The following is an 18,312-nucleotide window of genomic DNA, read 5'->3' on the forward strand; positions in this document are numbered from 1 at the left end:
TGACCGAAAAAATCCTCGGCAAAGCCAGTAATTAGCAAAGCGTTATTTAAAAAAGAATTTTTTCCATTGCCGAAAATCGAGTGCAGTATAAGCACTTTACATTGTGAAATTTATGTTATTCATTACCGCTTTATCTTTTTATCGTTTCACAGCTCGTTAACATTGCCGATTGCCGTCAGTCGCTGCATTATTTGCCCCTGAATTTTAATCACTGACCGGGAGCGTATTGTGACGTTTCAACCAAAATATTCACTGACCTTTTCTGCGTTGTTGTCAGCCATGGTGCTAACAGCGTGTCAGCCACAACAACAAAATGTTGAAGCTCAGAACACTCAGGCTCAACCTGAGCCTCAAACACAACCACAAGTAAAAAGCGGCCTTGCTGAGCCGTTAGTAGAGCATATCTATACCGCGGATCCTTCCGCCCACGTGTTTAACGGCCGCCTGTATATTTATCCTTCTCATGACGTGGAATCTGGTATTCCTCAAAACGACAATGGCGATCATTTCGACATGCGCGATTATCATATCCTGAGCATGGACGAAGTGGGCGGAGAAGTGACCGACCATGGCGTAGCCTTATCAGTTAAGGATATTCCCTGGGCCGGACGCCAGCTATGGGCGCCGGATGCCGCCGAAAAAGACGGTAAGTACTATCTGTATTTCCCGCTTAAAGACAAGAACGACGTTTTCCACATTGGCGCAGCCGTGAGCGACACGCCGGAAGGCCCGTTCACTCCTGAGCCGGAGCCAATTGCCGGCAGTTACAGTATGGATCCCGCCGTGTTTAAAGATGACAACGGCGAGTACTACATGTATTTCGGGGGAATTTGGGGTGGTCAGCTACAGCGCTATGAAGGCGGCACTTATAACCCGGAAGATGCTTATCCGGCCGATGATGCACCGGCAGTAAAACCACGTATCGCCAAAATGGCGGATGACATGCTTTCTTACGCCGAAACGCCTAAAGAAATTGAATTACTCGATAAAGATGGCAGTCCCATCCTGCAAGGCGATAATGACCGTCGCTTCTTTGAGGCAGCCTGGGTACACAAATACCAGGGTAAGTATTACTTTTCTTACTCTACCGGCGATACCCATAAAATTGTTTACGCAACCGGCGATAATCCATACGGCCCGTTTACCTATCAGGGCGTGATCCTGCAACCGGTAGAAGGCTGGACTAACCACCACTCTATCGCCAAATTCAAGGGTAAATGGTACCTGTTCTATCACGACAGCTCATTATCCGGCGGTCAAACGCATTTACGCAGCGTAAAAATGACCGAACTCACCTATAACCCGGATGGCAGCATCGTTACCATCGATCCATACCTGGAGCAGAAGTAATGCTTGAATCAACCGCCACGCCAGCATCGACGGACAGTCCGTCGGGCGAAAATATCGGCTTTGTTATTTTTATCAGTATTGTGGCCACCATAGGCGGATTTCTCTTTGGATTCGACAGCGGGGTAATCAACGGTACCGTAGATGGCTTACAGCAAGCGTTTAACTCGGCCAGCGCCGGCACCGGGTTTAATGTTTCCAGCATGCTGCTGGGCTGTGCGGTAGGGGCATTTTTTGCTGGCCGCTTTGCCGACAAATACGGCCGCCGTGCGCTACTTATTGTCTCGTCAGTACTGTTTATCATCAGCGCCTGGGGCTCTGGTATTGCTACGTCGTCTTTTGAGTTTGTTATCTACCGGGTCCTTGGCGGCCTTGCGGTAGGTGCGGCCTCAGTGATGGCGCCAGCGTACATTTCGGAAGTCTCCCCGGCCCGTTACCGCGGTATGCTTACCAGTATTCAGCAAATTGCCATTATCAGCGGTTTGTTTGCTGCATTTCTGAGTAACTACATGCTGGCTGGTGAAGCAGCCGGTTCAACCAATACGCTGTGGCTAAATTTTGAGGCCTGGCGCTGGATGTTCTGGATTGAGCTTATTCCGGCAACCCTGTTTTTTGTGATGCTATGGTTTATACCTGAAAGCCCGCGTTTTCTGGTATCCAGCAACAAAACCGAGCGAGCTCACCGCGTACTCACCCGTTTACTGGGCGATGATGCAGCCACGCATAAACTCAACGAAATTAAGCAATCACTGGCCGACGATCACCGTCCTCAACTTAAAGACTTAATCGACAATAACACCACTAAGGTGCGCCCCATTGTTTGGGTTGGTTTGGGCCTGGCGGCGTTTCAGCAACTCGTTGGTATTAACGTCGTGTTTTACTACGGTGCGGTGCTGTGGCAAGCGGTTGGCTTTTCCGAGTCGGACGCTCTGCTAATCAATGTGTTAAGTGGGGCTATCAGTATTGCCGCCTGTATTCTTACCTTGCTGGTAATTGATAAAATCGGCCGTAAACCACTGCTCAAGTGGGGCTCAATTGGCATGACAATAACCCTTGGCATAATGGTAGTAGCCTTTTTGAATGCCTCACAAGGGCCAGACGGTAAGCTTATCCTGGGTGACTGGGGAACCACTGCACTGGTAGCGGCAAACCTGTATGTCTTTTTCTTTAATATGTCATGGGGCCCGGTAATGTGGGTAATGCTGGGCGAGATGTTCCCCAATCAGATCCGTGGTTCTGGCCTTGCGGTAAGCGGCCTGGTGCAATGGACTTCAAACTTCCTGATCACCATTACTTTCCCAATGCTACTAGCCGGTATTGGCTTAGGCGGTGCTTACGGTATTTATGCCATTTTCGCCTTCCTGTCGGTAATTTTTGTGGTGAAGTTTGTTAACGAAACCAAAGGTAAAGAGCTGGAACAAATGCAGGGATAGCTGTACCCACTCCCGCACTGTTTACAATAATAAAAATCAGTGTTGCCAGCGCTTCTGCGCTGGCTTTTTTATGCTTATTTACCTATGGAAGCACCAACATCCGTTGCAATGCCGATGCACTAGGCGTTACTGACACATATTCAGCCCGCGCAAAGGGCCAGCGATGAACAGGAAAGGGGCGTCGTGATGCTTGAGTACTCAGATAAATGCACCAACACTACTGTAACGTCTATTGAACTACGTGTTCAGGTGAATTAAATATAAAACCAGAGATGATGCTCGCCAGGCGAGGTTCAATTAAATCGAAATGTTCTACAATCCCAAACGTCGACGTACCAGCAACGAATGATTGTCACCAATATAATATGGCCGGCAATATTTTAGGAACATGGAAAGTGTCTAGGATTCTCAAGCCTTATCTCTTTCGGTTAAATTAAAGGTTGTAACATTTCGCTAAACAATCGGGAGGTTCTCAAAAGGCTTTTACTTTTCATTTACCTACGGATACAGTAGCGTAGAAATTAGAGTCATATTTTGTACAGGAGGTACGATGAAAGTTTTATGGATTAGCCTGATTGTTTTCGCTGCTGTATCTGGTTTTTTGGTCGGCAGAGCGTCAGCGCCTACTGCGTCCTTGCCGGTGAGTGAATTATCAACGGATGATTCGTCAGTAGTGCCCTCCCTGCCGACATCCGCGCCGGAAAACTCGGAGACAAAACCTATATCGCCAGTTGAAAGTACTTCAACGAAAATGTCTGCGTCCCCTGCAACATCGCAACCTTCGCCTTATTCCAGAGCCGACGTTGACCCGGACAGCAGCGCGCCTTACAGTAATGAACAAATCGCAGAACAGCAGACCTATGAAGATCTTCGTCGTATGGCTCAGGACAACTATCCCGCAGCTCAACAGGAGCTGCATGAGTGGGCTGAATTGCACAAGGCGGATTTAAAATCCCGCATGGAAGCGACGCTCGGAGAGAGCAGTGGCTTCATGTTTGAGGAGGTACTTAAGGACAATGCCATGCTCAACGAACCGCTCGCACAGCAACCCATGGAAGAAGATTTTGCCTGGCGCGAGCAGGCTCAGGTTAACATTCATGATTACATTATTATGAACAGCACCGACCCCAGGCTGGAAATCCTTAATATTACTTGTATGCAAAAGAAATGCGAAGTAACCCTGACTGGTAAAGACGACAGAGCGGGAATTATTCTTTACATGCAGCTGATGCAAACTCGGCCATTCGGCATCACCGGCGGCCCCAGCCCCACTACCATGATGAATGACGACGGCTCCTACTGGATGTATATGCTGCTGACTTTCTGATTCATTTAGTCTATTGATGAGATTAGCCTGATTCATGCCGCTTCTAGCTCCGCCTTCACAGATGCCAGCGATACGTGGTCGTCCATTTCGATGACCATTTTTGCTGTCAGCTTCGGATAGTATTTTGCTAATGCCGCGATAACCTTGCCTTCTTTGTGGTCCTCCAATTCCAATCGGATGAGGATGCCCCATATGTGTGAGATCTTTAGCGGTCGGTTCTGTCCAATAATTCGGGGATGTTCCAAGGTTTGCTTGCGGTTGTCATAGCAACCTCCCAGCTATTGCTAAATTGCAGTATGGGTTGGAAGCACTGAAATAGGCACTATTGACGTTCTTTTCTCTCGAATAAGCAGTAAACTAAACACTACTATTTAGTACTTGGTTTGCCTGATTCTCTTATCTTTGAATCAGAGGTATACTAGCTGCTATATCGTTAGAGGTGATTATGAATACAAAGATTGAAATATACGGCGTGAAAGCTGTAAAGCGCCCTAAAATCGCCGCCAGCAAGAAACTTGACTTGTCCGGTGAGTCTGGCCAGCAAATTGTTAAGTCTGAAACTAAGCTGGTTTTAAGAACACATAAGCGCACTTTTGAAAAACTCGCTGATATGTAATGGATCTCATTTTCTTCCCCTTTGAACGCGTGATAGAAATTAACGTGTTCATTCTCGAAAACGAACCAGGCATGAAAGGCGCTGCTGATATCAACAAACTTCAGGGTGCCCTAGGCAGAATTGATAATGCCATTGCCTATTCAGGCTTAGATGACGTTTTCGAAATAGCTGCAAAATATGCCTCTTCAATTGCGCTTTCTCATTCACTTCCCGATGCTAATAAGCGAACAGGTCTGGCTGTTGCGCTAGAGTATTTGTCGCTCAACGATTTTGAGTTAACCGCTGATAATGATCTCTTCGCAGATGCTATCAGAGACTTAGTTATTGGAAAAATCGATGAGTCAGATTTTGCCGACTTGCTTTATTCACAATATATTTTCGAACAAAACTCAGATCTCTGAAATTTACCTTTGCTTACCAGTCCTTCATGGTATTGCTAATGTCTGCTTCTCGCTCATTTCGGCCATTTGCCAGTGACTGACAGCCAAATCTGATTTAACTCAAAATCCGTTACTGCCAGTTCGTGTACGAATCTAATTACCCTAATTACTCTTTAGGAGCATAGTTTATTATGGGCGGTGGTTGCTGATCCCTCACATAGCGGTCAAGCCAGTTACGAAGCTGCATAAAGACCTCTTCTCGATACTGACTAATAGCATGATCGGCACCTTCATACATGATAAACCGCACCGGATAGCGTTTTTCATCCAACGCCTCGACAAGCTTTAATGCCTGAGTCGAACGGGTACGCCAGTCGGAAGAGCCGTTCAGTACTAGTATTGGCACTTTAGGTAACATATCCAGCCACTTTATTACCGAACGCTCTGCAGGCCAGGCTTGCGGATCCAACTGATACTGTGGGTCCATTTCAGCAAACGTTTTGCTAAACTGCGGGCGGTGTGCCAGTGTTAAAGCCACATCTGCAACAATACCGCCAACGGCTACGGCACTTACCTTAAGTCCCTTTTTTAACGCCAGAAAACTCATCATACTCCCGCGCGACCAGCCAAATAAACCGATACGTAGAGCATCAACCTCTTCAATCGCGGCTAGAACGGCAGGTAATGCCAGCACATCGTTTACATCATCGCCACCAAAATGATCTGCCCCCTCACTGCCTCCGGCCCCCCGATATTGGGAGGCAATCACCACATAGCCCCAACTGGCAATTTCAGCCAGTTGCGCCGGTCCTATCGATGAGCCCGGAAACGCCAGTGATCCGAAATCCCGATTGCCGCCGCGATTATAAATCACTGCCGGATATTTACCCGGCGCTTTTGGTTTAAAGACAAAGCCCCGGATTTTAAGACCATCGACCTCATAGACAATGCCCGATAGGTGTACGTTATGATTGAAGGTGTTTTCGAGCATCGCTCGGTCAGGTGTTTGTTCAACCCCGGATGTGAATAAGGGAGTCATGTTCCAGCAAATAGGCTTTAAATTCTGCAGGTGAGGTAATGGGGGTATCACTGATAAGCTGTGCAAATGCACTATGAGTCATAAGTACAAAAAGAGACAGCAATAGCCCAATCAAGCGAGCATGATTGTTCTTCATTAACCGAATCGTTGTCTGAAATAATGTCAGTTCTGTTTACTAGTGCTGTTCACATCCAACATCGAAACGGCATCTACAACACTATACTAGCTCATTCAAAAAGGCTGGCAACGCCTTTTCCGATGATTACATCTTCGTGGCTTACATCGGCGCTTTGGCCAATGGAAAAGTCTATATCCATAGCGAACTTGGCCATCATCTTACTAGTATGAGGGCTAAAAACTATCCTCCCACCGCCGTTAAGTTTGTTTACAACTTTTTGCGTTTGTCGCAGACCCTGAGTTGGTAAACTTACCTTTGGAACATTTGAAGGGAACTTAACATCAGTGAAGTACATCGCTTTTTCGCTTGCCTCAGCGCTTGCGTTTTGTATTGCAGCCTGCAGCAGCAATAATCAAACAGAACGGTTAACACCGCCCGATTCGGTGGTGAAATATTCCAGCATGGAAGGCTATCAGGACCGCTTTATTAATTTGTTTCCCAAATTTAAAGATTACCCGGTAACCTGCAGCGAAGACTGCTACCAGCCCAGTGAGCTTTTGGCGTGTAATGAGCCCATGGAAAATTGCACATATAAAGGTGATTCTGCGCCGTTGTTGCTCAACACCGGCTATACGGTGAAATGGTATGGCCACGCCAGCTTTCGGATCACCACCCCGGATAACCAACAGTTTCTATTCGACCCGGTATTTAATCAGTTTGACTGGCCGGTAAACTGGGCTTTTCGCTTGTCGGCTGGCTTTAATCGCAACGAACCGGAACAGCCATCGGATTTGATGCTTAATGCAACCGATGCGGTAATGTATTCGCACATTCATTATGATCACTTTAACAAAGGCGATATCCAGGCTTTCTCTGCAGATACAGCGTTTTTAACGCCTTTAGGTTTTGCTGAGCACTTTCCCGGCGGTGATTTTAACATTACCGAAATGGCCTGGTACGCCAGCAAACCACTGGGTAAAGTGAATGTGCATTTTGTCCCCGGTCATCACTTTAGCAACCGGATTTTGGTTCCCTATTTGTATGAAGACGAGAACAAAACTCTTTGGGGTGGCTGGTTGCTTGAACATCAGGGCAACACATTATTCTTTGCCGGCGACACCGGCTATTCGCCCCACTTTAAGCAGATAAGAGAAAAGTACGGCGAGATTGATGTGTGCTTGCTGCCCATTGCGTCCTATTTCAGCGCGGAATCACCAGCCTTTTACCGAAAAGTCCATATGACGCCAGAAGATGCGCTTATTGCAGCAAAAGAGCTTAACTGCAAAGTGATGGTGCCATGGGGGTATGGCAATAACAGCTGGAAGATGGGCGATAAAACCTCACACTCTGCCCTATTCCGCCTGCTAACCATGCATAAGCGTTTAGACTCAGAGATCCCCTTACACATTCTCAACGAAGGGGAGCAGGTTAGCTTTTAATAAAGGTAATAAAGGGGTCAGAGTCTGAGGGATCCCCACGAATTTAATTTCATGTGCCTGCGGCCCAGGCAGCGTCAACTATGGAGCTGTACCATTTGAGTGCAGCTTTCCACTGTCGCATAGTGAATCTTATTCGGCAAGCAATAGCTCTCAGACCGAGATAGTGGAATGACAGCACGCTTCTGGTGTCGGTATTAGCTTGGAAGCGCCGATGTTTATTCGAAGAGACGACTACCATACCCAATAAGATAGCAACCAGTGACGCTAACGTAGTAAGTAATATCAGTATTGTTAGACGCTGCTTTTTCACGCTTTTATTTTGCTCATAGCCAAGCCCGAACTTGGTGCTTTTCATGTCCCTAAAGCCTTCTTCAATCTGCATGCGCTGGCGATAAATGGCAACGACCTGTTTCGATAAGCGTCGATGAGATGCTAGTGATGTGGCTAACAGCCACGGGTCTTTCGCACCTTGCGCATGGACTTTCGACCGCTTTGATGCTTTGCGTGTACCATCTGGATTTGAAGCGTGGCGCCCTTTCGCTTTCTGCTTGAACAGAACTAACGTACAGGCAAAGGGGTTACCTCTAGCTATTTGGCTGTTATCAAAACGCTTTGGTCGACTGGTCGCTTGGGCATAAAGGTGACGAATACACTGCCACGTATTGCCGCTGTCGAGTGAGTAAAAATGCGGTTTGCGAACCCGTCCGACAATATCCCAGCCTAACGCTAATACTTCCCTGAACCAGGGTGATTTATACCCTGCGTCGGTGACGATAATGGGTCGGCAATTTGAAGGTAACATGGCGTGTAACGTCTTTAAGAATGCCTTGTGGGTGGCGGGTTTCTCTTTGGTCTTGTTGCAGTGAACTTCTTGATAAAGTGTGACGGGTCTACCCTTTAAAGATATGGCCGCGCGTAAAAGAAAGTGCGCTTTATGGTCATCTAAATCTGACCAGTCGATTGAGATAACAGGGCGTGATGTGCTGCCACAAAATAGTTGGCAAATAGATGCATAGATAAACGGTGTTTCACTTAATAAATGCGGGTTTGAAAGCAAGCGGTCGGCACGTTTAATCCGATGTTTTTCATAAGCTTTAGTACTAACCCCACGACCAATACTCGTTACGCTTGCTGCGCTTCCATGAAGAAGGCTTTTCACGCACGCCGTTACCACATCCCGACGCGCTTTATGCATTTTATAGCTGACAAGCGATATGACATTGTTCACAATAGATAGGGCATTCATGGCAGTTTGGTCTCGGTGATTTTTGGCGATTGATCTGATCACCAAACGTCATGAATGTTCCTATCTTTTTTTATCTTATTGATATTGCATTATTATTTGTGGGGATACCTCAGACTCTGCCCCCTTTATTTAATTAACTCTGACCCCTTTATTATTTATTACGCCCCCTTTATTTCTTGATATTTTCTTAGGGTGCGCGCCTTTGGGGCGGCCCAATATAGCTGGGTTTCAGATTACCAGTATCGATGATAACCCGCTGTAATACGGCTCCTGGCGTTAAGGCTTTTACCGCCAACCGGTGGCGACCTGCCTTAGTCACAGGCAATGTAGTACTGAGTTCTTTCACGTTATCCATTACCCCCTGCGCCCAGGCTTGCTTGTCTTTTTGTGAAGGCAACGCAAGTGTAGCCACATGCTCACCATCCAGGGTTACCGCCACTTTAATGCCCGTTGCCTCATCAAACGGCAATGAAGGCGATAGCTGGAGGGTAAGCGGAAACTCGCCGGTTGAGGTAAGGAATACTGGAAACTCCAGTGCTGGCGCCTGCTGGGGTTTCAGGCTTGAGTACGGCGGCAGTGCCGCACTCATGGCTTCGCCTGTCCGCCCGTGTACCGCGACCTTATGCCAACTGCCATTCGGGGTCGACTTCACCTTGGCCTCGCTGGAATTCATCGCCACATAACCGTCTGCTTCAATAAAGTCGCCGCTAACCGGCATTGCAGTAAGTTCTGGTTTGTGCGCAGTAACTTTTATGTTCGCGCCGCCCCAGCCGGTGCCTTTCACATTAATGGTCCCCTCGTGATGGCCAACCTCTAACTGAGACCAGTCAATGGAAACCGCAACTGGTGTATCTGTCAGCAGCTCACCGCTGTTTTTTTCCAACACGATCCAGGGTTGTGAGGCTGTCGCCGACCACTTGAAAGCCTTGCCCTGCCGGTTGTACACGGTAAAGTTGCGAGTCGCTTCGCCGTAGAGCGTAAATTCCGGCAGCAACAATCCGCCGGTGGCGGGCCAGTAAGCACGGCTTCCCTCAACTGAAACGCCCATATCAGCTACAGCGGGTTGAGCCAGTGCTTTGGTTTGAACTACCGGAGGAATATTGGCCGGCGGGTTATTCCAGTACACATAACCAATGTGTGGCTGCGACATCATACGGTTCCATTTGCCACCCTTGATGCTGTGATACATTTTAGTAAGCTCGGCATCCCGTTCAAACCACGCGTTGACTGTGGCCGCCTTGGCCGACGTAGAAGCGCGATCCTGTTCGGCATACAGAGCGTTCAGCGCCTGGGCTCGGTTTAACTCAAACATGGCCTGGGTAGCCCACACCGGATGCGCAACCAGCTGGAAAAATGCATCCTGATAATCACTGTCGATGCGCTCATAAATGCTATTGGCTTTATCCGCCGCTTCGGCCAGTGTTTCGCTTATCCGGTCGGCTTCGTTGTAGTTCAGTACGCTGTAAGTTTCCGGGCTCAGCGCTTCGGGCTTACGTCGGCCGTTTTGTAGCGTATAAACTGTCAGCAACTCAGCAATATCGTTAGTAAACTGTCCGTTAAACTGACTCGCTGCCCATTCCCGGGTAAACCGTTTGGCAGACTGCGCGTTAAATGCCTCCGGATCCCAGGCCTGCGCCAGGAAAAAGCTGATAGGTAATTCCATAGGCTTTAAGTCGCCTACGTTGGTGATCCAGATTTTATCCGCACCATACTCCCAGGCGAGATTCATTTGCTCCCAGACCTTACCCAGCGGCACGGTATTGATCCACCGGTAAGACCGCGGGCCGCCCACATAATCAAAGTGATAATACACTCCGGCACCGCCGCTACGGCCGCGCTCGGCTTCGGTTGGCAGGCGGCGAATATTGCCGGCATTGTCGTCAGACCAAAGTAATGTAACATCATCCGGCACACGCATGCCCCGCTCATAGAAGCCCTGCACTTCTTTGTACAATGCCCACACTTGCGGCACTTCAGATAGTGGCTTATCCATCACATCGGCAAGAATTTCCCGCTGATCGTGAACGATTTTTTCCAGCAAGCCGATATTTTCGCCCTCGCTCATTGGCGTATCAGCCTGACCACGCATGCCAAGGGTGAAAATGCCGTCTTTATCTTTGTAACGCTTAGCACCTTCTACCCAGAAGTCGTAGAGTTTGTCGGGGTTGGTTGAATATTCCCACGGACCGCTGCCATAGCGGTTCCACTCTTTATCCGCCCGCATCATGGGCTCGTGGTGTGAGGTGCTCATTACTATGCCCATAGCATTGGCCAGATACATGTTTTGCGGATCATCGTCAGCAAAGGCATTGTTCCACATCGCCGGCCATAAAAAGTTGGATTTCAGCCGCAGCAGCAGTTCAAAAACATGCTTATAAAACTTAGCGTTATAGCCACCGAATTGCTCGTGCACCATACCGGTAAGGGCTGGCGCTTCATCGTTGAGGAAGATCCCCCGGTATTTCACTTTGGGCGCATCGCTGATATGCGTATCGGCCTTAATGTAGAGTTTGTCATGGGTGATAACCGGTACATCAGCCCACCAATACCAGGGCGACACGCCGATTTTTTCACTCAGATCATAAATACCAAAAATGACGCCGCGCCGGTCATTACCACTGATCACCCAGGCCTGTTCAACGCCGGGGAGCGGGCTCGCTATCGTATCGAGCTGATAACCTTCCCACTGCCGGGCCTTTGGCTGAACTGTGAATTGATTACTGCTAATCAGTTTATCCACCAGCGCAGCCTGACCGCGCTCACCAACGATGATCACGTGGCCTGAAAGGTCGTCTTTGTTACTGGTTAACTGAGGCTTAAGGCCGGTTACACGGAGGATATCCTGTTGCAACGATTCAGCCGCCATTCTAATCCCCGGGTTGGCGGTACTGTCTACCCAGATAGTCGCCGTTTGTTTTGCGGTGCCATCGGCCACCACAAAGTCGCCTGACGCATACTGATGGGTAACATAGTCACTCGCCAGGGCCGGTACGCACAAACACACCAATAAAATACATACAACGCGCTTTAACATGCCTTTACCTCTTATTATTTTCTGGCGTGGGGGCCAATAGTGGTACCAACAAAGCCACCCGCTTTTTGCGTACTTAGCCAGGTAGCATCCTGCGATTCGCCCACGGCCAGCCACTCACCATCCTGCTCAACAGCAAAGTCAATTAATGCTCCCTCGCCGTGAATTTTTACTTTTACTGGCTCCCCCATCGGGGTTGTCAGGGGCAGACGGGCAACAGTGGCTACCTTGCCGTCAACTACCTGTTCAACAAACGCCTCATAGCGCCCCTGCTCACCGCGTAAGCCAAGAAAATAGTGGTAGCGGGCACTTTGGAATGCCGCCAGACCAGCCTCTGCTGATGAAGCGTTGGCGATGGTCACTTCGGTAGTCGCCGCAAACGAAGCGGCAGCCTGATGCGAGCCCACATAGCTCACCATTTCCTTGCTATAAAGGGCATTCTCCAACGGCGACATAGTCAGCACGCCGTTTTCAACACTCACCCAGTGGCGGTCAAAATCCCGCGGAGTTTGCCAGCGCACGCTCAGGCTATTGCCGTCAAACTGGTCATCCCAATCGTAAAAATCCGTGCCCTGCTGCTTGCTGGTTCCAGTCGGGCGCGGGCTGGTAGGCGGAATAGGTGTTTTTGCCGGTAGAATATGCGGCCATTCATTACGCCACTCTACGGGCAGTAAAAAGGTATCCCGCCCCGTGTTATAGAGGTAATTCTCGTACGGTCGGGTGCCTAGAAACACGGCCCACCACTCGCCGGTGTCAGTCTGAATCATGTCGGCATGGCCTGCGGTATCTACCGGGTTGGGTCGCGGCCAGCTCAGATCCCGCTGGGTCAGAATCGGATTGTTTTCGTACGGAATAAAAGGCTCATCCAGAGAACGTGTGCGGAATACCACCTGCGAGTGTTGTGGCCCGGTGCCCCCCTCCGCGCAGGACAAATAATACCAGTCATTCACTTTGTAGATATGCGGCGCTTCAATCCAGATAGGCTCCTGACTAATATCTACACCGCCATTTACCAGCAGTTTGCGGCTGTCGGCTAACACTTTCTGAGCGGCGGGATCATACTCCCACATCCAGATAGCCCGGTGGCCGTTATACAAAGGCTCGCCAGGAGGGGCTTCATTATGAGTGATGTAAACACGGCCATCGTCATCAAAGAAAATGTCCGGGTCGATACCTCCGACTTCCGGTAACCAGATGGGTTCAGACCAGGGACCGGCCGGATCGCTGGCAGTGATAATGAAGTTGCCGCCGTTATCTACCGACGTAGTAATGATATAAAATAGTCCGTCATGGTAGCGAATAGTTGGCGCAAAGATCCCTCTTGAAATGCGTGCGCCGGAGAATTCCATTTGCTCTTCACGGTCAAGGGCATAACCCACCAGCTCCCAGTCGGTCAGATTTTTACTGCGTAAAATGGGTAAGCCCGGGGTATAGCTGAAAGAAGACGTGGTCAGGTAATAATAGTCACCTTTTTTGGTGATAGACGGATCAGGATAGAAGCCCGGCAAAATCGGATTGGCATATTCGCCGGCTGGCGCCGCAGGGCGGTTATTCGGCGTTGCATACTTAAACCAGTCAAAGGTCACTTCTGCAGACATCGCTGCAGGCTTAGCCGTTGCCTGCTGTGCAGACCCTGAAGAACCGGCAGAGTTACACCCGGTCATCAACAGGCCTGTCAGTAAAGATAAAATAACACGCTGCTTCATAAACATTCTCTGTGTACTAATGTGACTGGCATTTAACGTTAAAGCCCGCAAGGCTTCAACGCGCAGGCGTTATGAAAAATCTCACCAGATTTGCGTTTTTTGTGAAGTAAATGTAAACAAGCAGAAGTCGTGTGAAGCGACCGTCGCTATTTAGCTAACCTTATGAATTAAGGGGATTAAGAGATAAAAAAGTGACAAAATAGGGGCCGGAAGCAGGCTGAGTTTTGTTTACCTGCCGCCAGCTATCACATTCAGGATGCCTTGAGTGACAGGTCCTGTTCTTCCTTATCGCGCCGTGCGTCGCGGTACTCCTTGGGCGTTTGGTCAAAGTGCTTTTTAAATACCGCATACATGTACTGCAACGATGGATAACCGCAGATCTTGGCAATCTGTGAGGTGGCTTCGTCAGAATTCTCCAGCATCTTGCAGGCACGGCTTAGTTTTTCATTGTGGATCTCATTGTGAATACTGTGGCCACGTTCTTCTTTAAAACGATGTTCAAGGTTTGAACGGGAGACCCCTACGTAGTCGAGCACCTGGTCTACCTTAATACCACGGCAGGCGTTCTGCCGGATATAATGCATTGCCTGCATTACATGTGGATCGCTGATGGCTTTAAAATCGGTAGACTGACGCTCTGCAACACATTCAGGAGGGATCAGCACCGGCTTGCGCGGCTTATTATGGCCTTTCAGGATTCGGTGCAGAGTTTTAGCAGCCTGAACCCCCATTTCAAAGCAACCCTGACGCACTGAGCTCAGGCTAACCCGGCTCAGATAACGGGCCAGTTCATCATCGTCTATACCGATAACCGACATTTTATCCGGGATGAGCATACCAATATGGTCGCACACCTGCAGTAAATGACGCGCTCGCGAGTCGGTAACCGCAATGATCCCCACCGGCGTTGGCAAGCTTCTCAGCCAGTCGGCCAGACGTTTGGTTGTGTATTGCCAGGTTTCAGGCCGTACCGGATGCCCGCGGTAAACATGACACTCATAGCCCTGAGAGCGGGTGATCTCTAATACCGCATTTTCACGTTCCTGGGCCCAGCGATGATGCTCATTCACCGGTGCACCATAAAATGCAAAGCGCTGGATACCTTTTTGTCTGAGGTGCTCAAAGGCAGCCTGGATGAGGGCGTAGTTATCGGTTGCAACATAAGGTACATCGGGGTAATCGGCCGGATTAGCATAAGAGCCGCCGATGCCCACCACCGGCACCTTGGCTTTATGCAGCGCCGCCTGAATTTCCGGGTTATCATAATCGGCGATAATACCATCACCGCTCCATTCATCGAGATGATCAAGACGTGCCATAAAGTCTTCTTCCAGGTACAAATCCCAGTCAACTTTTGACGTTTGCAGATAATCACCAACACCGGCAATGATGCGTCGGTCGTAAATTTTATTGGCGTTAAATAAAAGCGTAATACTGTGTTTATTCTCAAACATGAACTGCCCCGTGCTAGCCGCTTGTGCCCATAGCGGTTAATGTTTCAGACTTTAACTGTCTAGCAATTAACCACTTTGTTTAAATTAAGTAACTTTTTTTACGATTTTTGTTGTTTCGAAGCATACTAATACACCTTGTTCGAATTAACAAAAAACTAACAAATTTTCGTAATTGCGATTTAGTGATTTCGCAATCAGCATAAGCGCCTAATCTTTCCGGTGAGAGTAACTATGTATATTGGTATTGATCTTGGCACATCCGGTGTCAAAACCATTTTGACCGATGAAAGCGGCCAGGTGGTGGACTCAGCGTCTGCTTCATTAACGGTAGCCATACCGCAACCGCTGTGGTCTGAACAAAATCCAGAAGATTGGTGGACAGCAACCTGTGCCACACTGGATGAATTAAAGCAGCGTAACGACTTATCGGTTGTTAAGGCGCTGGGTCTTGCAGGACAAATGCACGGCGCCACACTGCTTGATAAAGCAGGTCAGGTATTACGCCCGGCGATTCTGTGGAATGACGGTCGCAGTGAAGACCAGTGCCGAACGCTGGAAAGCACTGTAGCAAAAGCACGGGTGATCACTGGTAACCTGGTGATGCCGGGTTTTACTGCTCCCAAATTATTGTGGGTGAAAGAAAACGAGCCCGACACTTTTAATCAGGTAGATAAAGTTCTGCTACCGAAAGACTACCTGCGCTATAAACTCACCGGTGAGTTTGCGTCAGACATGTCAGATTCGGCCGGCACCAGCTGGCTGAACACCGGTGAACGTAGCTGGAGCAAATCCATGCTGATGGCCTGTGGCTTAAGTGAGAATCACATGCCAAAGCTCTATGAAGGTAACGAGATCACCGGCTATCTAAGCACAGCCTCGGCCAGTCGTTGGGGCATGAATGCTGTTCCGGTAGTGGCAGGCGCCGGCGACAACGCCGCCGGTGCAGTTGGTTGTGGCATTGTTGATGCCGGCCAGGCAATGTTGTCGCTGGGCACCTCCGGCGTGTATTTTGCGGTGACCAATGACTACCGCAGCGACCCGGAATCAGCAGTACACAGCTTTTGTCATGCTGTGGGTCATCGCTGGCATCTGATGTCGGTAATGTTGAGCGCGGCCAGTTGCCTGGACTGGTTTGCCAAAAACTCTGGCTATAGCTCCGTTGCCGAACTATTTGACGACGTGGTTAACAACACCCGGCCGGATGATCCGAATACGCCGTTCTTTTTACCTTATTTAACCGGCGAACGCACACCACATAACAATCCCAATGCCAAAGCCGGCTTTTTTGGATTAACCGCTTCCACCACCCGGGCACATATGGCCCAGGCTGTTGTGCAGGGCGTCTCTATGGCGTTGGCTGACGGTATCGATGCGGTGCACGGCTGTGGTATTCAGGTTGACGGGATAAGCCTGATTGGCGGTGGGGTTAAAAGTACTTACTGGCGCCAGTTACTGGCCGATGTCAGCGGCATTGCCATGAATTATCGCAAAGGTGGTGATGTAGGACCGGCTTTAGGAGCGGCAAGGCTGGCACAGCTCGGCGTTTCACCACAAACACCGGTTAGTGATATATGTCCGGTGCCGGAACTGGTTGCCAGCTACGAGCCTGACTCTGCCCTGAAAAACTATTACGTTCAGCGTCGCCAGCAGTTCCGCGAGCTATACTTTTCACTTCATTCACAATTTTAACAAAAAACACAAAAGTCGATGAAGTTTACATAATTGTCGAATACACGCCGATTGCACAGTATTAGCAATCATCATTATAACGGGCCATTCGGCCCACTCAGGAGTTAACTATGGCGGATTTTTTCCAGGACATCAGCCCAATTCAGTACGAAGGTGCCGAGTCCACTAACCCACTGGCATTTAAACACTATAACCCCAAAGAAGTGGTGTTAGGTAAAACCATGGAAGAGCATTTACGCTTTGCTTCCTGCTACTGGCACAACTTCTGCTGGGACGGCGCCGACGTGTTTGGCGGTAATACCTTCGACCGTCCCTGGTTGCAGCCAGGCGATGCCATGGAGCGAGCAAAACAAAAAGCAGATGTCGCCTTTGAGTTTTTTAGCAAACTCGGCGCACCTTACTATTGCTTTCACGACATTGACGTAGCACCAGAGGGTGACAGCGTTAACGATTATATTCGTAATTTCAGTGAAATGACTGAAGTACTGGCGGCCAAGCAGGAAGCCACCGGCATGAAACTGTTATGGGGCACTGCTAACGTCTTCAGTCACCCGCGTTATATGTCAGGCGCAGCGACCAATCCGGATCCGGAAATCTTTGCCCGCGCAGCAACTCAGGTATTTCACGCCATGAACGCCACTAAAACCCTTGGCGGTGCTAACTATGTGCTGTGGGGTGGCCGTGAGGGTTACGAAACACTGCTCAATACCGATCTCAAGCGTGAGCGTGCTCAGCTTGGCCGCTTTATGAATATGGTGGTGGAGCATAAACACAAAATTGGTTTTGACGGTTTGCTGCTGATAGAGCCAAAACCTCAGGAGCCAACTAAACACCAGTACGATTACGATACGGCAACCGTTTATGGCTTCCTGAAAGAATTCGGCCTGGAAAAGGAGTTCGCGGTCAATATCGAAGCCAACCATGCAACTTTATCCGGCCATTCCTTCCACCACGAAATTGCCACGGCATTTGCACTGGGTGTGTTCGGATCCATTGATGCCAACCGCGGTGACGCACAGTTAGGCTGGGATACTGACCAGTTCCCTAACAGCGTGGAAGAAATGACGCTGATCTGTTACGAAATTCTCAAAAACGGCGGTTACACCTCAGGTGGCTTTAACTTCGACACCAAGTTACGCCGTCAGAGTATTGATGCGGCCGATCTGTTCCACGGCCATATTGGTGGTATGGAAACCTGTGCTCTGGGTCTGAAAAAAGCCGCCGCAATGCTTGAAAACGACTTTATTGCCGATGCGAAAGCCAAGCGTTACGCGGGCTGGAACGGCGAGCTGGGCGAGAAAATCCTCAACGGTGCTTTCTCTCTGGAGTCACTGGCCGGCTTAACCACTGAGCAGCAGCTTAACCCAAGACAGGTATCTGGCAGTCAGGAACTGCTGGAAAACCAGGTTAACCAGGTTATCTTCCGCTAAGTCGTTATTTTTACTTAAAAAGTGCAGACAACCTCTGCACTTTTTTTGTTTCTGAAG

The 18,312-nt window shown here is 49.2% G+C and carries 14 protein-coding genes; 8 read left to right on the plus strand and 6 right to left on the minus strand.

Annotated elements, in window-relative coordinates:
* The first annotated feature begins 279 nt into the window (after window positions 1-279).
* From AC566Q_RS21870 to AC566Q_RS21880, 3 genes are all read left to right on the plus strand, one after another.
* Complete coding sequence (locus AC566Q_RS21870; RefSeq protein WP_499617586.1) at window positions 280-1,350, plus strand: glycoside hydrolase family 43 protein; 1,071 nt, start codon at window positions 280-282, stop codon at window positions 1,348-1,350.
* Window positions 1,350-2,780, plus strand: coding sequence for a sugar porter family MFS transporter (locus AC566Q_RS21875; protein ID WP_105933333.1), 1,431 nt, complete (start codon window positions 1,350-1,352; stop codon window positions 2,778-2,780). Before AC566Q_RS21870 ends, AC566Q_RS21875 begins: the two co-directional genes overlap by 1 nt.
* A gap of 550 nt (window positions 2,781-3,330) precedes the next feature.
* Entirely contained in the window at window positions 3,331-4,107 is a 777-nt protein-coding gene (locus tag AC566Q_RS21880) for a hypothetical protein (RefSeq protein WP_105933334.1), read from the plus strand.
* Window positions 4,108-4,139: 32 nt separating this feature from the next.
* Here the strand turns inward: AC566Q_RS21880 and AC566Q_RS21885 are convergent, their stop codons facing one another.
* Window positions 4,140-4,280 (minus strand): hypothetical protein, encoded by a 141-nt coding sequence (locus AC566Q_RS21885; protein WP_205664740.1) that lies wholly within the window; start codon window positions 4,278-4,280, stop codon window positions 4,140-4,142.
* A 272-nt stretch (window positions 4,281-4,552) separates the two neighbouring features.
* Between AC566Q_RS21885 and AC566Q_RS21890 the strand changes: the two genes are divergently transcribed.
* Window positions 4,553-4,723: an acetyltransferase gene (locus AC566Q_RS21890; protein ID WP_105934978.1), complete on the plus strand. Its 171-nt coding sequence runs from the start codon at window positions 4,553-4,555 to the stop codon at window positions 4,721-4,723.
* Window positions 4,723-5,124 (plus strand): type II toxin-antitoxin system death-on-curing family toxin, encoded by a 402-nt coding sequence (locus AC566Q_RS21895; RefSeq protein WP_105934977.1) that lies wholly within the window; start codon window positions 4,723-4,725, stop codon window positions 5,122-5,124. The genes AC566Q_RS21890 and AC566Q_RS21895 overlap by 1 nt, the downstream gene beginning before the upstream one ends.
* Before the next feature lie 145 nt (window positions 5,125-5,269).
* On the opposite strand, the gene AC566Q_RS21900 is transcribed toward AC566Q_RS21895, so the two are convergent.
* Complete coding sequence (locus AC566Q_RS21900; RefSeq protein ID WP_499610901.1) at window positions 5,270-6,142, minus strand: alpha/beta hydrolase family protein; 873 nt, start codon at window positions 6,140-6,142, stop codon at window positions 5,270-5,272.
* Between the two features lie 462 nt (window positions 6,143-6,604).
* Between AC566Q_RS21900 and AC566Q_RS21905 the strand changes: the two genes are divergently transcribed.
* Window positions 6,605-7,699, plus strand: coding sequence for an MBL fold metallo-hydrolase (locus tag AC566Q_RS21905; RefSeq protein WP_240621875.1), 1,095 nt, complete (start codon window positions 6,605-6,607; stop codon window positions 7,697-7,699).
* Window positions 7,700-7,748: 49 nt separating this feature from the next.
* Here AC566Q_RS21905 and AC566Q_RS21910 read toward each other — a convergent pair whose 3' ends face one another.
* From AC566Q_RS21910 to AC566Q_RS21925, 4 genes are all read right to left on the minus strand, one after another.
* A complete protein-coding gene (locus AC566Q_RS21910; protein WP_499610904.1) occupies window positions 7,749-8,945 on the minus strand; it encodes an IS4 family transposase in 1,197 nt (398 codons plus the stop codon).
* Window positions 8,946-9,132: 187 nt separating this feature from the next.
* On the minus strand, window positions 9,133-11,979 hold the full coding sequence (locus AC566Q_RS21915) for a glycosyl hydrolase 115 family protein (protein ID WP_105932871.1): 2,847 nt from the start codon (window positions 11,977-11,979) through the stop codon (window positions 9,133-9,135).
* A 14-nt stretch (window positions 11,980-11,993) separates the two neighbouring features.
* Window positions 11,994-13,682, minus strand: coding sequence for a glycoside hydrolase family 43 protein (locus tag AC566Q_RS21920; protein ID WP_105932872.1), 1,689 nt, complete (start codon window positions 13,680-13,682; stop codon window positions 11,994-11,996).
* Window positions 13,683-13,933: 251 nt separating this feature from the next.
* Window positions 13,934-15,136 carry a XylR family transcriptional regulator gene (locus AC566Q_RS21925; protein WP_499610907.1) on the minus strand — a complete coding sequence of 401 codons (1,203 nt, stop codon included), beginning with the start codon at window positions 15,134-15,136 and terminating at the stop codon, window positions 13,934-13,936.
* Between the two features lie 231 nt (window positions 15,137-15,367).
* Between AC566Q_RS21925 and xylB the strand changes: the two genes are divergently transcribed.
* Together xylB and xylA are read left to right on the plus strand one after the other, a co-directional pair.
* Window positions 15,368-16,825 (plus strand): xylulokinase, encoded by a 1,458-nt coding sequence (gene xylB, locus AC566Q_RS21930; protein ID WP_499610909.1) that lies wholly within the window; start codon window positions 15,368-15,370, stop codon window positions 16,823-16,825.
* Window positions 16,826-16,935: 110 nt separating this feature from the next.
* On the plus strand, window positions 16,936-18,255 hold the full coding sequence (xylA, locus tag AC566Q_RS21935; protein ID WP_499610911.1) for a xylose isomerase: 1,320 nt from the start codon (window positions 16,936-16,938) through the stop codon (window positions 18,253-18,255).
* Window positions 18,256-18,312 lie beyond the last annotated feature (57 nt).

It is taken from the genome of Alteromonas sp. H02, assembly GCF_059682525.1.

Coding starts and splice junctions, on each gene's coding strand:
- AC566Q_RS21870 (WP_499617586.1), top strand. CDS start 280: ATGGTGCTAACAGCGTGTCAGCCACAACAACAAAATGTTGAAGCTCAG.
- AC566Q_RS21875 (WP_105933333.1), top strand. CDS start 1,350: ATGCTTGAATCAACCGCCACGCCAGCATCGACGGACAGTCCGTCGGGC.
- AC566Q_RS21880 (WP_105933334.1), top strand. CDS start 3,331: ATGAAAGTTTTATGGATTAGCCTGATTGTTTTCGCTGCTGTATCTGGT.
- AC566Q_RS21890 (WP_105934978.1), top strand. CDS start 4,553: ATGAATACAAAGATTGAAATATACGGCGTGAAAGCTGTAAAGCGCCCT.
- AC566Q_RS21895 (WP_105934977.1), top strand. CDS start 4,723: ATGGATCTCATTTTCTTCCCCTTTGAACGCGTGATAGAAATTAACGTG.
- AC566Q_RS21900 (WP_499610901.1), bottom strand. CDS start 6,142: ATGACTCCCTTATTCACATCCGGGGTTGAACAAACACCTGACCGAGCG.
- AC566Q_RS21910 (WP_499610904.1), bottom strand. CDS start 8,945: ATGAATGCCCTATCTATTGTGAACAATGTCATATCGCTTGTCAGCTAT.
- AC566Q_RS21915 (WP_105932871.1), bottom strand. CDS start 11,979: ATGTTAAAGCGCGTTGTATGTATTTTATTGGTGTGTTTGTGCGTACCG.
- AC566Q_RS21920 (WP_105932872.1), bottom strand. CDS start 13,682: ATGAAGCAGCGTGTTATTTTATCTTTACTGACAGGCCTGTTGATGACC.
- AC566Q_RS21925 (WP_499610907.1), bottom strand. CDS start 15,136: ATGTTTGAGAATAAACACAGTATTACGCTTTTATTTAACGCCAATAAA.
- xylB (WP_499610909.1), top strand. CDS start 15,368: ATGTATATTGGTATTGATCTTGGCACATCCGGTGTCAAAACCATTTTG.
- xylA (WP_499610911.1), top strand. CDS start 16,936: ATGGCGGATTTTTTCCAGGACATCAGCCCAATTCAGTACGAAGGTGCC.